The organism is Streptomyces graminilatus, from assembly GCF_001418565.1.
Taxonomy (GTDB): Bacteria; Actinomycetota; Actinomycetes; order Streptomycetales; family Streptomycetaceae; genus Streptomyces; species Streptomyces graminilatus.
This window is the reverse complement of record NZ_LIQQ01000047.1, coordinates 1-15,043: the sequence shown is the minus strand read 5'-3', so window position 1 is coordinate 15,043 and position 15,043 is coordinate 1. Positions and strand designations below refer to the sequence as shown.

At 63.5% G+C, this 15,043-nt stretch carries 12 protein-coding genes and 2 pseudogenes; 5 read left to right on the top strand and 9 right to left on the bottom strand.

Features of this window, described 5'->3' with window-relative positions; genetic code table 11:
* Nucleotides 1-46: 46 nt before the first annotated feature.
* The 4 genes and pseudogenes from AOK08_RS05485 to AOK08_RS05475 all read left to right on the top strand — a co-directional run.
* Nucleotides 47-1,558: pseudogene (locus AOK08_RS05485) on the top strand (fructose-specific PTS transporter subunit EIIC); the annotation flags it as partial.
* Nucleotides 1,559-1,921: 363 nt separating this feature from the next.
* Nucleotides 1,922-2,128, top strand: coding sequence for a hypothetical protein (locus AOK08_RS42770; protein ID WP_079053849.1), 207 nt, complete (start codon nucleotides 1,922-1,924; stop codon nucleotides 2,126-2,128).
* Nucleotides 2,112-2,624 (top strand): DUF6879 family protein, encoded by a 513-nt coding sequence (locus AOK08_RS05480; RefSeq protein ID WP_055524174.1) that lies wholly within the window; start codon nucleotides 2,112-2,114, stop codon nucleotides 2,622-2,624. The genes AOK08_RS42770 and AOK08_RS05480 overlap by 17 nt, the downstream gene beginning before the upstream one ends.
* On the top strand, nucleotides 2,621-3,457 hold the full coding sequence (locus tag AOK08_RS05475; RefSeq protein WP_079053848.1) for a helix-turn-helix domain-containing protein: 837 nt from the start codon (nucleotides 2,621-2,623) through the stop codon (nucleotides 3,455-3,457). The genes AOK08_RS05480 and AOK08_RS05475 overlap by 4 nt, the downstream gene beginning before the upstream one ends.
* A gap of 853 nt (nucleotides 3,458-4,310) precedes the next feature.
* Here AOK08_RS05475 and AOK08_RS45530 read toward each other — a convergent pair.
* From AOK08_RS45530 to AOK08_RS42760, 7 genes are all read right to left on the bottom strand, one after another.
* Complete coding sequence (locus AOK08_RS45530; protein ID WP_157876570.1) at nucleotides 4,311-4,448, bottom strand: hypothetical protein; 138 nt, start codon at nucleotides 4,446-4,448, stop codon at nucleotides 4,311-4,313.
* A gap of 300 nt (nucleotides 4,449-4,748) precedes the next feature.
* Nucleotides 4,749-5,135: an HNH endonuclease gene (locus AOK08_RS48825; RefSeq protein WP_157876569.1), complete on the bottom strand. Its 387-nt coding sequence runs from the start codon at nucleotides 5,133-5,135 to the stop codon at nucleotides 4,749-4,751.
* A gap of 123 nt (nucleotides 5,136-5,258) precedes the next feature.
* Nucleotides 5,259-6,425 carry a phage major capsid protein gene (locus tag AOK08_RS05470; protein WP_055524170.1) on the bottom strand — a complete coding sequence of 389 codons (1,167 nt, stop codon included), beginning with the start codon at nucleotides 6,423-6,425 and terminating at the stop codon, nucleotides 5,259-5,261.
* Nucleotides 6,426-7,285: 860 nt separating this feature from the next.
* On the bottom strand, nucleotides 7,286-8,662 hold the full coding sequence (locus tag AOK08_RS05465) for an IS1380 family transposase (protein ID WP_055524168.1): 1,377 nt from the start codon (nucleotides 8,660-8,662) through the stop codon (nucleotides 7,286-7,288).
* A gap of 444 nt (nucleotides 8,663-9,106) precedes the next feature.
* Complete coding sequence (locus AOK08_RS05460; protein WP_055524167.1) at nucleotides 9,107-9,673, bottom strand: LexA family transcriptional regulator; 567 nt, start codon at nucleotides 9,671-9,673, stop codon at nucleotides 9,107-9,109.
* 73 nt (nucleotides 9,674-9,746) lie between these two features.
* On the bottom strand, nucleotides 9,747-9,989 hold the full coding sequence (locus AOK08_RS05455; RefSeq protein WP_055524165.1) for a hypothetical protein: 243 nt from the start codon (nucleotides 9,987-9,989) through the stop codon (nucleotides 9,747-9,749).
* Between the two features lie 396 nt (nucleotides 9,990-10,385).
* Nucleotides 10,386-11,987 carry a recombinase family protein gene (locus AOK08_RS42760; protein ID WP_241826844.1) on the bottom strand — a complete coding sequence of 534 codons (1,602 nt, stop codon included), beginning with the start codon at nucleotides 11,985-11,987 and terminating at the stop codon, nucleotides 10,386-10,388.
* A 39-nt stretch (nucleotides 11,988-12,026) separates the two neighbouring features.
* Between AOK08_RS42760 and AOK08_RS05445 the strand changes: the two are divergent.
* Nucleotides 12,027-12,569: pseudogene (locus AOK08_RS05445) on the top strand (fructose-specific PTS transporter subunit EIIC); the annotation flags it as partial.
* 118 nt (nucleotides 12,570-12,687) lie between these two features.
* Here the strand turns inward: AOK08_RS05445 and AOK08_RS05440 are convergent.
* Nucleotides 12,688-13,440, bottom strand: a complete 753-nt coding sequence (locus tag AOK08_RS05440) for a DUF6227 family protein (protein ID WP_055524161.1) — start codon at nucleotides 13,438-13,440, stop codon at nucleotides 12,688-12,690.
* A 190-nt stretch (nucleotides 13,441-13,630) separates the two neighbouring features.
* Complete coding sequence (locus AOK08_RS05435; RefSeq protein ID WP_055524159.1) at nucleotides 13,631-14,866, bottom strand: L,D-transpeptidase; 1,236 nt, start codon at nucleotides 14,864-14,866, stop codon at nucleotides 13,631-13,633.
* Nucleotides 14,867-15,043 lie beyond the last annotated feature (177 nt).

Genomic DNA, 15,043 nt, shown 5'->3' with positions numbered 1-15,043 from the left:
CCGCCCACCCCACTCCCCGGGCGATACGCGTGCGAAGGAGCCCGCGATGAGCGAGATGATCACCGCGGACCTGGTCGACCTCGACCTGTCCGCCCAGACCAAGGAAGCGGCGGCCCGTGCCCTCGCCGAGCGCATGGTGGCCAAGGGGCGGGTGACCGACCTCGACGGTTTCCTCGCCGACGTGGCAGCCCGCGAGGCCCAGATGCCGACCGGCCTCGACGGCGGCATCGGCATCCCGCACTGCCGAAGCGAACACGTGACCGAGCCGACGCTCGCCTTCGGGCGCAGCGCCGCCGGGATCGACTTCGGCGCCGCGGACGGCCCCGCCGACCTGATCTTCCTGATCGCGGCCCCGGCCGGCGCCGACGACGCCCATCTGACGATCCTCTCGTCACTGGCCCGGCAGTTGATGAACGACGAGTTCACGGCGGCCCTGCGCTCGGTGGGCGACGCGGCGGGCGCCGCCGCGCTGATCCGTGGCGACGAGCCCCCGGCCACGGCCACCCCGGACTCCGCGGCGGTTTCGGCGGCGGCCTCCGCCGAAACCGCCGCGGACACCAGTGCGGACGGAGGTGCGCGACCGTTCCGGATCGTCGCCGTCACCTCCTGCCCGACCGGCATCGCGCACACGTACATGGCCGCCGAGGCGCTGGAGAACGCGGGCCGTGAGGCGGGCGTCGAACTCGTCGTCGAGCCCCAGGGCTCGGCCGGATTCACCCGCCTCGACCCGGCGGTCATCGCCGCGGCGGACGGCGTGATCTTCGCCCACGACGTGCCCGTACGGGAGAAGGAACGGTTCGCCGGAAAGCCGACCGTCGACGTCGGCGTCAAGGCGGGCATCAACAAGCCCGCCCAGCTCATCGCCGACGTACGCGGCAAGGCCGAGCGCGGCGAGGTCACCGCGAGCGCCAACGGCGCCGGTACGCCCGTCGAGCGGGCCGGTGACGCCGGTGACAGCTACGGCACGAAGCTGCGCAAGTGGCTGATGACCGGCGTGAGTTACATGGTCCCGTTCGTCGCCGCCGGCGGTCTGCTGCTCGCCCTCGGTTTCGCGATCGGCGGCTGGCAGATCAACAAGGCGCCCTCGGTCATGGAGCACTTCTCCTGGACCCAGGTCGACAGCTGGGGCGCGCTGATGTTCCAGATCGGCGGGGTGGCCTTCGGCTTCCTCGTCCCGGTGCTGGCCGGCTACATCGCCTACGGCATGGCGGACCGCCCCGGCCTCGTCCCCGGCTTCGTCGGCGGCATGATCGCGTTCAACATCAACGCCGGCTTCCTCGGCGGTCTGGTCGCAGGTCTGCTGGCTGGTGGCATCGTCCTGACCATCCAGCGCATCAAGATCCCGCCGGTGCTGCGCGGCATCATGCCGGTCGTGGTGATCCCGCTGATCTCCTCGCTGATCGTCGGCTTCCTGATGTTCGTCGTGGTCGGCAAGCCCATCGCCTCGGCCCAGAAGAGCATGACGGACTGGCTCTCCGGCCTCTCCGGCACCAACGCCGTCCTGCTCGGCATCCTGCTCGGCCTGATGATGTGCTTCGACCTCGGCGGCCCTATGTCGTCCAGAAGCACATCATGGAGGTTCCGTCCGCAGCGGGCGTAGGCACGCTGCGGAGTCGTCGGCCTGCCTCTCGACCCGTTCCCGTACTGGTCGCACCGCCCGGCGCGGAGTGTCGATGACAGGCAGGGCACGCCAACGGGTCTGTGGGGCCGCTGTGACGGTGGCTCTCGCCCTCGGGGCTTTCCCCCTTCACAGAGCCCTGGGCAGTCATCTCGGGGCTTGCCTGTCCTCTCCGACAGCTTCCAGGCGACGGGTCTACCCAAAGACGTGCATAGTCACGTCCTGGCATAGCGGCCATGCATAGCGGGCACCTACCGTGATGGTTAACGGCCTCAACAGAGGCCAGACACAAGGGGGTTCAGCATGGCCCGCGAGGAACTGACCCGGCTTACCGGTAACGGCAACGGCGAGTGCGGGGAAAAGGACTGCCCCAACGTCTATCGGACGGCAAGCGGATCATTCATCGTCCAGGGCGACCTTTCGGACGCCTTCCAGGCGCCGCACGGTGAGGGCCTGGTGGAGATCCCGGAAGCGGTTCTCAGGGAGGCTGTTCGTGCTCTTGGATGGTGACGAGTGGAACGCTTGCTTCGACACCATGCAGCGTGAGGCGTGGAGGCTGGAAACTCTCCCCGTTTACACGATGCCTCAGGAATCGGAGAAACTGGCGCGGTTCCTGTCCGGGGAGAAATCACCGGATGACTACACGTCAGGTTGGATGGACGAAGTACGGCAGTGGCGCAGTGAAGGAAAGAGTGTCGGGCGAGTCCATATCGTCACACGCCCACTGTCGGACTATCTCCGATTCGAGTTCGAGTACTACTACCGGCACCACGTCAAGGCAGGAGAAGAAATCCGCATCCTTGACGTGACCGATCGAGCGAATCCATTGCCCGACGTGCACGACTTTTGGATGTTCGACCGGACGAAAGTAGTGCTCATGAACTACCGGGAAGACGGAACGCAGATCAGCCGAGAACTTCGCTCGGGTGATTCTGCCCCGTTCCTGGAGTACCAGCGAATCGCAGTGGCCGAGTCGGTTCCATTCCTGGAGTACGTGAAGGATTGACGTTCGAACCCGAGCAGCTAGGCCAGTCCAGCCAGGAACTGGCCTCGAAGCTCCGAGAACTGCGTAAGCAAGCCGGACTCTCAGGGGTCCGGCTTGCTGCGCGCTGCAACATGTCTCAATCCAAGATTAGCCGGTTCGAGACCGGAAAAGCCCGTCCGTCGATTGTCGACGTTGAGCAAATCCTCAGAGCCGTCGAAGCCCCGTCAGAATTGGTCTCCCAGGTATCGAACCTCGCCAGGATGGCCAACACTGAATGGCAGGATATTCGGAGCCTACGCCGGAAGGGGCTTGATAAGAAACAACAGGAACTAGCCAGCCTGGAGTCGACCACAATAGAGTTCCGTTTCTTCCTGCTTTCCATGCTTACCGGCCTTCTCTCCACTCCTGAATATATTAGAGCCAGTCTCGCTCATTCTCCGGTGGATACCAGTAAGACCGTTATGAAGAAACTCGAACGACAACAAATCCTCTATGACAGCTCAAAGCGATTCGTATTCATTTTGACGGAGCAAGCCGTCAGGTGGCCGCTTGTTAGTGCCCCAGAGATGGCGATGCAGATCGACCGCCTTATCTCACTCTCTCGCCTATCAAATATTCATCTGGGCGTGATCCCGATCAGCGGCCACATGGCGACAGCCCCGATGGACACCTTCACCATTTACGACGACACTTTGACCACGTCAGAAAACACCGCTGGCGTTACGGTCTTTCGCGACCCGCGCGACATCGCGGCATACATGGAACTGTTCGGCACTCTAGAAAGTTACGCTCTATTCGAGGAAGAGGCCAGAACGCAACTCGGCGAATGGGCGAGTCACTACCGGTCCAGATGATCGTTTACCCAACCTCGCGACTAAAACCCATATCGATGCGCAGTGCACGGCACCATTGGGAGACAGACATGGAGCCGAGGGGCGATCGATGCTTAAGCGTAAGTCGGAGGCTGAATCCCGTTCCGGACCCGTAGCGAGGAACATTCCCGGACTCGAACCTGTAGGGGTCGCGGGATGCATGACGTGCGCCGCACTCTGCCATTCCCGTGAAGACGCCCGCGAAGCGGGCGTAGCTGAAGCCGTAGCGAGTGCCAATCGGGAAATCAGCAACCATCCGCATAGCGGCGTAGGCGACGGCAGAAGACTCCCCACCGTGACCGTGTGGGGGGTGTCGGTGTAATGACGCAGAGGTATCCCGGTGAGCCTGTTGACCTGCCCCTAGACAATTGGTTGTACGAAGCCAAGCCGAAGGCCAATTGCCCTCGGTGCGCGTCGGAGGAAGTGAAGCTCGAAAGTGCCGCGAAGTCCGGCGATGCGAAAGCGCGGTTCGAGGCAGCCCGGAACATTCGGCAGTGCCCCCACAGTTCCGCCGGGTGACCACGGCAGCGGAACGGCCCGAGAAGCCTCGGGCGGGCCGTCGCGGATTCGACCTGGGGAAGCCTTCCCTGATCGAGTGGCTTTATGAAGTCTCGACCATTTGCGGGATGTGCTTCGGTCACCGGGAACTCTGGTGCCCCGACTGTGCGGGCCTCGACGGTTGCTCGACGTGCGGCTTTCGGGAGAAGGTCCGGTGCCCCGAGTGCGCGGGCGGGAATTGGGGTTACTGGCATTGAAAAATCCCCCTGCCGTTTGCCTCCCCCGTGGTGGAGTGGCAGGGGATTTTCATCACGCCCCAAAAACGATCTATGAAATATCAATTGCCGTGGCCGGCTCGGATATTCAACCGGATTTCCCGAGCTGTAAGCCCCTCGGTCAACAGGCGCGCTTGCCGAGCACGCTTCTTCTCTTCCTTGAAGCGTTTTCGGGCCATCCAGCGGATAAGTTCAGTCACTACTACCCCTTGTTGGGCCTGGGAAGCAACGGCTTCCAGTCCACAATCAGCAAGTGACCAACGGTGATGCACCGCTGGTCACCGCAAGTGTTCTCGAACACGGGATAGAAACCCTCTCGGTTCCTCTTAGGCTTCGAAGCCGTCAAATACCGCTTAACGGAGGCGGTATTTCCGCGAATACGCATCCTGGGTTCCCCCTTGCTGTCCTGCCTGCCGTACCAAATGCGACAGCCCGTTTCCTGGTTCGGTCGAGAAGCGGCCATGATCCTATCGAGTGGACCCCTATATTATATTGAGACGTCATCGGGTCACCGCCACCGACTCGATCACGGAAGCGTCCAGCTTGCGAGCGACGTTCAACGCCGCGTGGTTTTCGCGCATGAAACGAACCCAGCGAGCGTTTCTAGCCCTTCGGGTGTTCTCTTCTCTGCTCACAGCATCCAGATGAGCTGAATTCCAACACGGCGGGTTTCCGCAGAGGTGGTCTACGGTCCATCCTTTAGGAATCCATCCTCCCGAAGCTATGAAACCCTCGCGATGCACATAGCGCGGTCTCCCCTCGGCGGTGAACCGGCCGTATCCGTCCCGCTCTCGGTACTGCACCCACTCAAAGCAGCCGCCTTCAGATTCCGGCCAAATGACGGAACGGGCGCGCAGATATGAGATCACGGCGGCCTTGTCGGCCATATCAAGGAAAGTCTTCACAGGGCGTCTCTTGTGTGTAGGGGTAAGTTTCGGGCGCATGCCGGAGTATTGAGAAAGATAAAAAAGGGGGAGGCGGTCAGGGGACACCTGACCGCCTCTACTGCGTTAGGAGGCAGCAGCCCTTACTATCTGCGCCGAGGATGCCTCGGCCAGAGAAACACCAGCCATGCGCATAGTCAGCTTGAAGCCCCATTGATCCTTATCGAACCGAGCATCCTCACTAACCCGCACTGTGGCGTTTCGGCGGATGCCGACCACGATGCGGGAACCATCGGCGACGCAAACCGTCTTGACCGGAAGGAAAGCACTCGACAAGATCGGCAGGCCCCACGCCGTTGAAGCCGGAGAATCCGTCGGAGAGCCAGCCTGATAGGTTCCCGAACCGGCGGCCTTTTCCTTACGGAGAGCCGCAGCCATATCGACAGAAGCCCATACGACCGATGGAGTTCCGTTCATAGCCTCGATGCGCGCTACGGCGTCGGCCAGGTCGTCATAGGTGACCGTGATCTTTCCGCTGCCGAGGGTTGTAGAGACGCCCTGACTAAGAATGCCCTTGATGGGATTGGTTCCCGATCCGGTGAAGGCGTCAGCATCGAACTTCAGCGAAGCATCACGGAGAAGGTTATTCGCAATGGAGTTGCGCAGATCAATAGCGGAGTCTTCCAGAATCTCAGTGCTCGCCCACTGAATCCGGCCGATCTTCTTCGCCTCGAACTTCACCTCACCCCAGACCATGTCCCCCTCGGGGATGGTCTGGCCTTCCTCGACGTAATCCATGCCGTCCGAAGACACAAGCTGCGGAACAGAGAAAGTCGCCGAGCTGAAGGGAACGATGCTCTCCACCGGAAGGCCGCGCAGGAACGTCGACTTGGCCTTGAGAACATCGATGTACTTCGTGGCCGTCTGCTCGGGCACGGTGTAACCGCCGTCGCCCGGAACACCCTCAGCCACCAGAGCGCGGTACTCGCTGAGCGACGGCATGAGGGCCCGCCAGGAGCCCTCATCGCGACCGAGGGAAGACGTAGGCGTCAGCATGTCAAGCCCGCCCGCCAGGGAGCGCACCGTGGCCTCACGCTCCGCTCGCTCAATAGCGACTCGGGCCTCCGCTTCAAGCTGGAGAACTTCCCTGTCGAGCTTCCCGATACGCTCACGCTTCTCGGTATTGCTCAGCCTGTTATCGGCCTCGATGGCTCGAAGCTCTGCAATCACCTTCTGGCGGTCTTCGAGAGCGGCCTTAGCCTGTCGCTTATAAAGGTCGTCACAATTAGACATTTGATTCCTTCATTGATCGGGGGCATGTGAAAGTCGCCTGACACCCAGGAATGGGTTGCTTCTCGTTCAACGCTGAGTGTTACGCGCTGTGCGCTGTTTCTCGATTCGCTCTACAAAACGAATCCTGCGCAAAACTGCGCGCGCTAGGTTCTTGCAGGAAGGGCCGCAATAGCGGGGCGGCCTGCCAGGGCCGTACTCGATATTGAACGGCTCCTCACATGCCCAGCACTTCAGCTCGACTGTGTTGTTCATGTTCCATGTCTCTTTGAGATAGTTGCCGAAAGCGCGACGAGTGGGAGGTTCATTAGAAAACGGCCCGGCCCCATGGCTAGCATTGGAAGAAGATGCCATGGAGCCAGACCGCTTGCCGCTGCACCGCCCCGTGCCGCGTCCCCCCGATCCCGAAGGATCGAGTCCCTGTTGCACTCTCTAAAGACCGGTTACCGGCACGGAGTGCGCACCGTAAATAGCGTGACCTCGATCACGTACGTGCGTATCCGCATTGAATTGCGGTCCCACGAACTCAGGCGAACCCCCGCGCGCTCAAGCGAAGCTAAAGAGGCGGGTGCGGAGAAGCGTCCCAAGATTGTTTTGTTCCCCCGCCCTCGAAGCATCGAGGTCGCAGAGACGGCCCTGAGCGGCCGTGAGAGCCATTGTGAGTAGCTCAGTGAACCTCGGCCTGAGTCGGGCCGAGTTAGCCTCGATCTTTCGTGAGGGTCCGCTGACGGAGTTGGTGGACCCTTTTGCTTTCCGGAGCTGGTGGTGGGCAGGCCGGTGGCCCGGTTGTCGCGTCGGGTGGGCGCCGGGTTCCACTGCCCGGGATCGGGTGGTGCTGTCGTCGGAACGCTGGAGGTTGCTGGTCAGCCAGGGGTGGGCAGGAGCGTGAGCCGTTGGAGGGCGGCGGTGATCTCGCTGGTCCAGGGCCAGTGCTGGGTGAGGTGGAGAATCCTGCGTCGGCCAGTGGTGACGAGCTGAGCGGCCGCGGAGAAGAGGCGGAATCGCAGACGGCGGGGTTCCCAGAGCCGGGCCTTGCCGGTGAGAGCGAGCATGGGCATCCAGGCCAGCAGGTCGAGGGCGATCTGGACGATCTCGAGCCAGATCTTGTTCTGGGCTGCCCGGTGCAGGGGTAGGTTGCGAAGGCCGGTGGCCCGGGCGGCCCTGATGCGGTCCTCGGCCCGGGCCCGCAGCCGGTGACGGAGTTCAAGGGCGGCGATCGGCCGGTCAGGGGTGTTGGTCGCGAAGCATGTGATTCGCATGCCGTCCGCGTCCGTGATTCTCAACTGGGCGCCGGGATGGGGCCGTTCCTTTCGGACGATCAGCCGCATGCCCTTGGGCCAGCCGTCCAGGAGCTTGCCGGTGAGCTCGGCGACCCAGGCCCCGTCACGGGCCTCTCCGTTGGTCTCGACGGCCGGGGTCCAGGCTGAGGCGGGGATCTTCAGCACGTGTTCGTGGATCGCTTCGGTGACCGTCATGCCGACCGAGTAGGACAGCCATCGGCCTCGTTTCGCGAGCCAGGCGACGAAGTCGTGGGTGCCGCCCGCGGAGTCGGTGCGGATCAGGGTCTGGCGCCCTCGCCGGTAGTGCTTGGGCAGCTGGGCCAGGGCGAGTTGGGCGGTGGTGATGTGGTCGGCGGCCGTGTTGGAGCCGGCGTTCCCGGGCCTGAGGAGGGCGGCGACGGGCTCTCCGGTTCCGCCCGGGCCGTGGTCGACGAAGGCCGTCAGGGGGTGGTGGCCGTAGGTCTTTTTCCACGTCGCGGCCGCCTCTTCCTTGTCGGAGTGGGCGATCACGAGGACGCCGTCGAGGTCGACGGTGACCTGTCCGTCGGCGTCCGGGGCGTTCTTGCCCGCCAACGACCAGGCACGATGGCGGACTTCGGAGCGTGCGGAGCGGATGGCCTGCAGAGCCTTCGCGCCGGAGGCGGCGAGGGTGTCGATCAGTCGGGAGATGGTGGGGTCGGAGGCGACCGGGCCGAAGACGGCCGGCTCACACCGCAGCATCGCGACGTCCGCGAGGCAGTCCCCGCCCAGTGCGACCGCCAAGGCGACGTCCAGGAGGGCCTTGCCGGGATCGTGGACGGCCCGCGGTTTGCGCCACGGAGCCAGAGCCTGGGATATGGCCTGGTCAAGACCGGTCTTGCGGACCGTTTCAACGAGCAGGACCGCCCCGGCCTGGGAGACGACCTGGCGGCCATCGTCCTGAACACGGACGCGGGGATAGGACCCGATAGAGTGCTTCACCTGGGAAGTGCCTCCGACGGTGGCAGGAACAAGGACCTAGACAATCCTCATTCTTGCTGGTCAGAGGCACTTTCTGCTTTCCTGACCGCCTGCCGGACAACCCGCTTCATGAAAGCGCGAGGTTAGGCCCGCCCGGGCCGTTCTGTTCCCTCGGCTGATAGCAGGACCGACGACAGTCGGAGACTGCGTTTCCGATCTGCTTGCTCTCAGCCTGCTTCGCAGCTTCGAGCTTTCGGCCTGTAGGCCAGAGACAGGCTCCGTCAGGATGCCTGTCGGTCTCTCACTTCGTTCAGCCAAGGCTAGGTGTACCCGAAGGGGTACACCTTTTCTATGAGCTATTAGCTATGGGATCTCTAAAGAGATCCCTATGAGGTTGTGTCCCCGTACGGGTACACCCCCTGTACTTCCAGGGGTATATCTCCTGTACCCGTAGGGGTGCAGGTACTAGTCAGCCATCTGCCCGGTGTACGACCGGTAGGCGTCCTCGGCCGAGGCGTATGGAATTTCCGTCCAGGGCCAGGACTGCGGATCGTTCCCTCCCAGGAACCAACACTTCTGCTCCAAGGTGAGTTCAATCGGCCCCACGGGGGCCGTGGAGGGCTGATCTCCAGCCGAGGGCGCCAAGGGGGCAGGGCTTGCCGTAGCGGCCCTCGAAGGGCCGTTCTGGGGCTTCCTCGGCTTACGTGCTTCCGGTCCTGCCTTGACAGCTGCAATGACCTCGGCCGGGGCGGTGAGGCAGTAGACGACCGTGTCGGCGGACGAACGCGCCCCGGTATCGGTGAGATAGCCGTACTCGACGAGCTTCTTGCGGTGCGGGTGAACCTTCGTTGCACTGGACAGGCCGACCATTGCAGCAATGGTCGCCATCGACGGAAACACGTCCGTCCCGTGCGTGTAGTCGCCGAACATGGCAAACGCCATGGCGACGGCATACGTGTTCTGCTTGACGCGAGGGTCATGTGATAGGCAGCGCCGCCACAAGTCGTGGTCGACACGGGGAATATCGGTCACGGGTACTCCCGTCGTTTTTGGGCATAAGGAAGGCCCCGACTTTCGCCAGGGCCGTCCTCAAGATTGCTGCGCGTCACTCGCGGACGATATACATGTCTCTCTCCATCAGCCATCCGAGCAAGTCGTCAGCGAACTTGCGGGCAACGTCGGAGGTCAGAGAATCCATGAAATGTCGATCGGCCGGGGTGTCCGGGCTCTCGATCATCTTCACATAGAAGTCACTGAGCACCCCGAGAATGCTGACGGCCTCATAGAAAGCTTTACGCTTTGAGTCGGTCCAGATCGGGCGGTCGCTGGTCATGTTCTCGATGTCCACGCTTCTCCTTTGGTCTCGGTGTGCAGCTATGTCTACAGACGAACCCCTGGCGGTTTCAAGTGAGAGCGTTTAAACGCCCTGGATGTAGACCGTTTAAACAGCCCTTTGACTTCGCCAGGGGATGTCAGTGCATGCTCTTCCCATCAGCAGCACTGAGAACGGAGTCTTCCGACGTTGAGCCACCGACCGAAGGGGGAAGTCGTAACCCAGAATGTGAACCGTGGGCGATCTCCACAGGCGCAAGCCTGGATAGATCGCCAGTTGGCTAAGATGCCGGATTTTGGTGAGGAGTTCCGCGCCGACATGTTGAGGCGTTGGGGACTCGTTGCGGAGAAGTAAAAGAAAAAGCCCCGCACGCCAACTGGGTGCGAGGCTTTTTGGTGTGCTCAAGTGCGCTTAGACGTCCTGCCAAGCAACGTCAACAGAATCCGGATCGAAATGCCGCCCCCTAGGGGCCTGTTCGACGATGATGGCCTTAACGAGCTTCGTTAGCTCCAATCGCTTACGGTCGGTCGTGAAGTCCTCCCATTCCCTGATGAGGTCCGGCGTCCGGCCCCTAATGTCGGCGGCCTTAGTCGAAAGGGCCCGCACGTCGTATTGCAGCTTTCCCCGCTCGTCCTCTAGCTCAGAGATCATGTCCATAGCAACACTGGCCGAGATCCGCTTAGGGGCGTCCGGCTTACGCCGCTCCATAACCTCTTTGATCTCCTCGCCAATCTCCCGAAGGCGAGCCTCGGCAGCCGCAACCGCCCGCATTTCCTTATCGCCCTTAGCGGACGTTCGCCCAGCGATACGCTTAAGAGCCTCTAGGGCAAGGTCTTCGACGTGCTCTTCTAGTACCGCAGCGGAACGGGTGATCTTCCCGCACCCGTTGTTGGTCGTGGGGCACCGATAGAACGGGGACTTAAAGCTGGTGCCGTCCTTGCGCTTAATTGTGCGGGCAGACGCCACCATTCGCGTTCCGCACTTGCCGCACCGCAGCAGACCAGAAAGCATATGCGTTCTGTGGCCGGGGCGCGTGCCCCCATTGGCTCCGCTCGCCTTAGCCTCTTCCCTAATCTTTTCCAGGCGGTGAATAGCTCGCCAGTAAACCCCAGGCGTAACGAGCGGTTCCCACTCGCCCACAACTGGGCTTCCTTTGTCGTCATAGAGGAGAATGTCAGGGCCCCACGGGGTGGCCTTGCCGCGTCGCTCATCGGTCGGAGCGTAGGCACGGAAACCAGCGTTTCGAGGATGCGTGATCCTAAGCATGGCCGTTTTGTAAAGGACTGGCTTACCGGTTGCGGCTGCGCCGGTAATACCGTTCTCGGTCCAAAACCTGATCACGTCGGTAATGGTGGCACCGTCCGCCACCATTTCGATTCCCTTAGCCCTAAGATCCGCATACGGCTGGACCAACTTTCCTTCTCGGTCCCAACCCCAGGGGAGGCGGCCAACGTGGTCTTTGCCGTCCTGGGCCTTGTGTCGGTTAGCCGTAGTCTTCCGGCGACGCGTCGAAGCGGCTTCCACACCACCCATAACGGCCTGCATAACAAACATGGCGCGTCCCTCAGTGGTGCTGAGGTCCGTACCGCCGCTAGCGGCCCTGCCGACCAATTTGATATTGCGCTCGTATATCTGGCAGATGCGGGCAGCGTCATAAGCCTGACGCGCCACACGGTCAGCGTGATAGAAAACAAATCCGTCAATGACGCCGTTTTCAAGGTCTTTAATTAGCTGCTCAAAGTCTTTACGCTTAACGTGGGGATTAGAAGCGGTCGTGTCATTGTCGTCGTAAACCTTGACGATCGCCCCGCCCAGATCTGCCGCCACGGGGTGGCAGTCCCTCAGTTGCCGCGTGACGCCCGCCCGCGACAGCTCCCCGGTCTCCGGGTCCTTGTCATCGTCGGAGATCCGTAGATAAGCACCTAGCTGGTACACGTACCCCTCCCCATCGGTCGACTGGCCGGGGACCATCGTACGTCCATCGGTGCTGGTCAGCGTGCTGTTTGGCTTCACTCGCTCCACCCTCTCTCATGTGATGTGCTTTGAGAGTATATAGGCGGCCCCGTCAACAAGGTCGCGTACGCCTTCGCCACCGCCGGAATCGCCGTCCAGAACCCGAGCGACTCCGCGATGAAGGTCATGGCCGCCGTGATGGCCGCGGGCATGGTCCCGCCGCTGGGCATGGCCCTGGCCACCGTCGTCCGCAAGAAGCTCTTCACCCCGGCCGAGCGCGAGAACGGCAAGGCCGCCTGGGTACTGGGCGCGTCCTTCATCTCCGAGGGCGCCATCCCGTTCGCGGCGGCGGACCCGCTGCGCGTCATCCCGGCCTCGATGGCGGGCGGCGCGGTCACCGGCGCCCTGTCGATGGCCTTCGGCGCCACGCTCCGCGCCCCGCACGGCGGAATCTTCGTGGTCCCGCTGATCGGCAGCCCGTTCCTCTACCTGATCGCCATCGCGGCCGGCACCTGCGTCACGACGGCCCTGGTGGTGCTCCTCAAGAGCATGCGCGGGCAGGCCCCCGAGGCCACCGCCGCGGCCGAAGCGCCGGAAGGCGCGGCACGACCGGCCGAGAAGAAGGAGCCGGTGGCGGCGTAACCGGCGCGACGAGTACGTCCGTACAGCGGTGGGCCGGTCGCTCTGGCGACCGGCCCACCGGCGTGTGCGACTCGGGTGATGTGTGCGACTTTGTCGGGGCCAGGCTACGAGGTCCGGGTTACGAGGTCCGTGCGGCCCGGCGCTCCATCGCGTCCCGGGCCCCGTCCTCCGTCGGATACACCTCGCACATGTGCCGGCCGTCCGGTGTGGCCGTGTGCTCGATCTCCCAGAGAGAGATCTCCTCACCGCCGGGCAACAGGAAGGCGTGCTCGTAGAGCGCGAAGCCGATCCGGGCCCGGCCCGCACGGCACGGGCGCCCGAACGCCTGGGTGATCTGGTGCGCGAACGCCGTACGCAGCAGGTCGGCGACTTCGGTCCCCGGCCGGTCCGTGTTCTCCGCCCGCCTCAGTAAGCGGCGCGCGTGGTCCGCCGAGTTGTCGTCCGGCACGAACGTGTGGCGCGGCTGGACGACCGCGGTGAGCTGGTGCACCGTCACCGGCAGCTCGAAGTCGGGGGTGTCCGCCGGCAGCGGGAGCCGGGCCGTCGCGGCGCGCAGCTCCTCTTCCTCCACATACACCTCGGCCTGCGGACCCGCCCCCGGCACCGTGTTGTGCACCAGCTCCCACAGGGTGAGCGCCGAACCGTCGGCGAGCAGCCAGGTGTGGCGGTACGTCTCACGGTGCAGCCCCGCGCTGTGGTGCGCGGAGTGCAGTGAACTGTCGTGCGCCAGCGCGCAGTCGAGCCTGCGTATCGCCTCATCGGGCAGCTCGAAGGAGTTCAGCGCACGACCCAGCAGTCGCGCGAGATGCTCCTCCGGAGACTCGGGCGACTCGGGTTGTTCGTACGCTGCCGTCTCGTACGGAACGCTCAAGGCTTCTCCCGGCGTTGCTGCATGTCACCTTGTGGGTGCATACCGTAGCCCCTCGGCGGGACATCATGTCCGCGAACCGAGAAAACGTATGCCAGGAAGACGCCCGGGCGGCGCGAAATGTTCCCGCGCCGCCCTGAGGAATCGTCAATAATCCGTCAACAGGCCCTGATGGGAGGGCACTTGAGGCCACTCAGGACGCGGCGTCCGCCGTCCACTCGCTCCACGGCATGTTCCAGCCATTGAATCCGTTGTCCGGCGCGACCTGCTTGTCGGCGGAGCCCTTGACGATGACGACGTCACCGATCATCGACTCGTCGAACATCCACTTGGCGGGCGTGTCCCCGCTGCCCCCCTGCACGTCCTCCAGCCCCACGCACCCGTGGCTGGTACCCGTGTTCCCGAAGGGCGGATTGGCCTCGTTGTACCAGTAGTTGCCGTGCATGAACGTCCCGGAGCTGGTCAACCGCATCGCGTGCGGAACGTCCGGGATGTCGTAAGCGTTGGCCAGATCGACCGTACGGCTGTCCATCCGCGTCTCCTCCAGCTTCTCGGAGATCACCATCTGCCCGTTGTACGTGGTGAACTCCGGGCTGCCGGCCGAGATCGGGAGACGCTTGAGCTCCTGCCCGTCCCGTACGACCGTCATGGTCTGCGTGGCGATGTCGACCGTGGACACCTGCGAGCGCCCGATCGTGAAGCTCACGGTCTTCTTCTGAACCCCGACCGCGCCGTTCGCGCCCTTGACCCCGTCCAGGTCGATCTTCATCGTGACCTTGGAACCGGCCTTCCAGTACTCCTCGGGCCGGAAGTCGAGCCGCTGCGCCCCGAACCAGTGCCCGACCACCTGCTGCCCGCTGCTCGACGTGACCGTGATGTGCGACCGCACGGCCGCCAGGTCGGTGATCTCCTTGTCGAAGGTGAACGACACCGGCATCCCCACCCCGACAGTCGTCCCCTCCTCCGGCGTGTACGACCCGATGAAGCTGTTCTCCTTGGTGACCGTCGTGAAAGTCGAGTCGGCGGCCCGCGTCCGCCCCTCGGCGTCCTTCGCCGTCGCCGCTATCCGGTACCGCGTCCCACGCTCCAACTGCCGCTCCGGCCGCCAGCTCAACCCGTCCGCGGAAATCGCCCCCGCCACGGCCGCCCCCGTCTCCGCGACGGTCATCCGCACATCGGTCAGCGTGCCGCCGTCGACCTTCACACCGGTCGTGTTGATCGACGCGCCCTCGGATCCGTCCTTCGCGGAGATCGCGATCCGCATGACCGCCGTCGAGACGGAACCGCTCCCGCCCTTCCCGCTCCCGCCCCCCTTGCCGTCACCGCTTCCGCTGTTGTCGCCACCGCACGCGGTGAGGGTCAGGGCGCCGACCATCAGGACGGCACATGCCCCCAGTGCGCGCCGAGCTGTTGTGTGCGGCGTTGTCACGGGCTGCTCCAGGTGTGTGAGGTGGGTGATCCGTTCCCCTGCGTGAGACAGGAGGCGATCACTCCCGGCCCGGGTTCCCGCCGATCACCCTCGCGGCCATCGCGTGACAGGACCGCGACATTCACATCCCAACCGAGAAGAAAACACTTGGAGTTACTTCTCTCTCTCCCTCCCGGG

What these genes read in the sequence shown, in the direction of transcription:
- AOK08_RS42770 (WP_079053849.1), top strand. Translation starts at nt 1,922, where the DNA reads ATGGCCCGCGAGGAACTGACCCGGCTTACCGGTAACGGCAACGGCGAG.
- AOK08_RS48825 (WP_157876569.1), bottom strand. Translation starts at nt 5,135, where the DNA reads ATGGCCGACAAGGCCGCCGTGATCTCATATCTGCGCGCCCGTTCCGTC.
- AOK08_RS05470 (WP_055524170.1), bottom strand. Translation starts at nt 6,425, where the DNA reads ATGTCTAATTGTGACGACCTTTATAAGCGACAGGCTAAGGCCGCTCTC.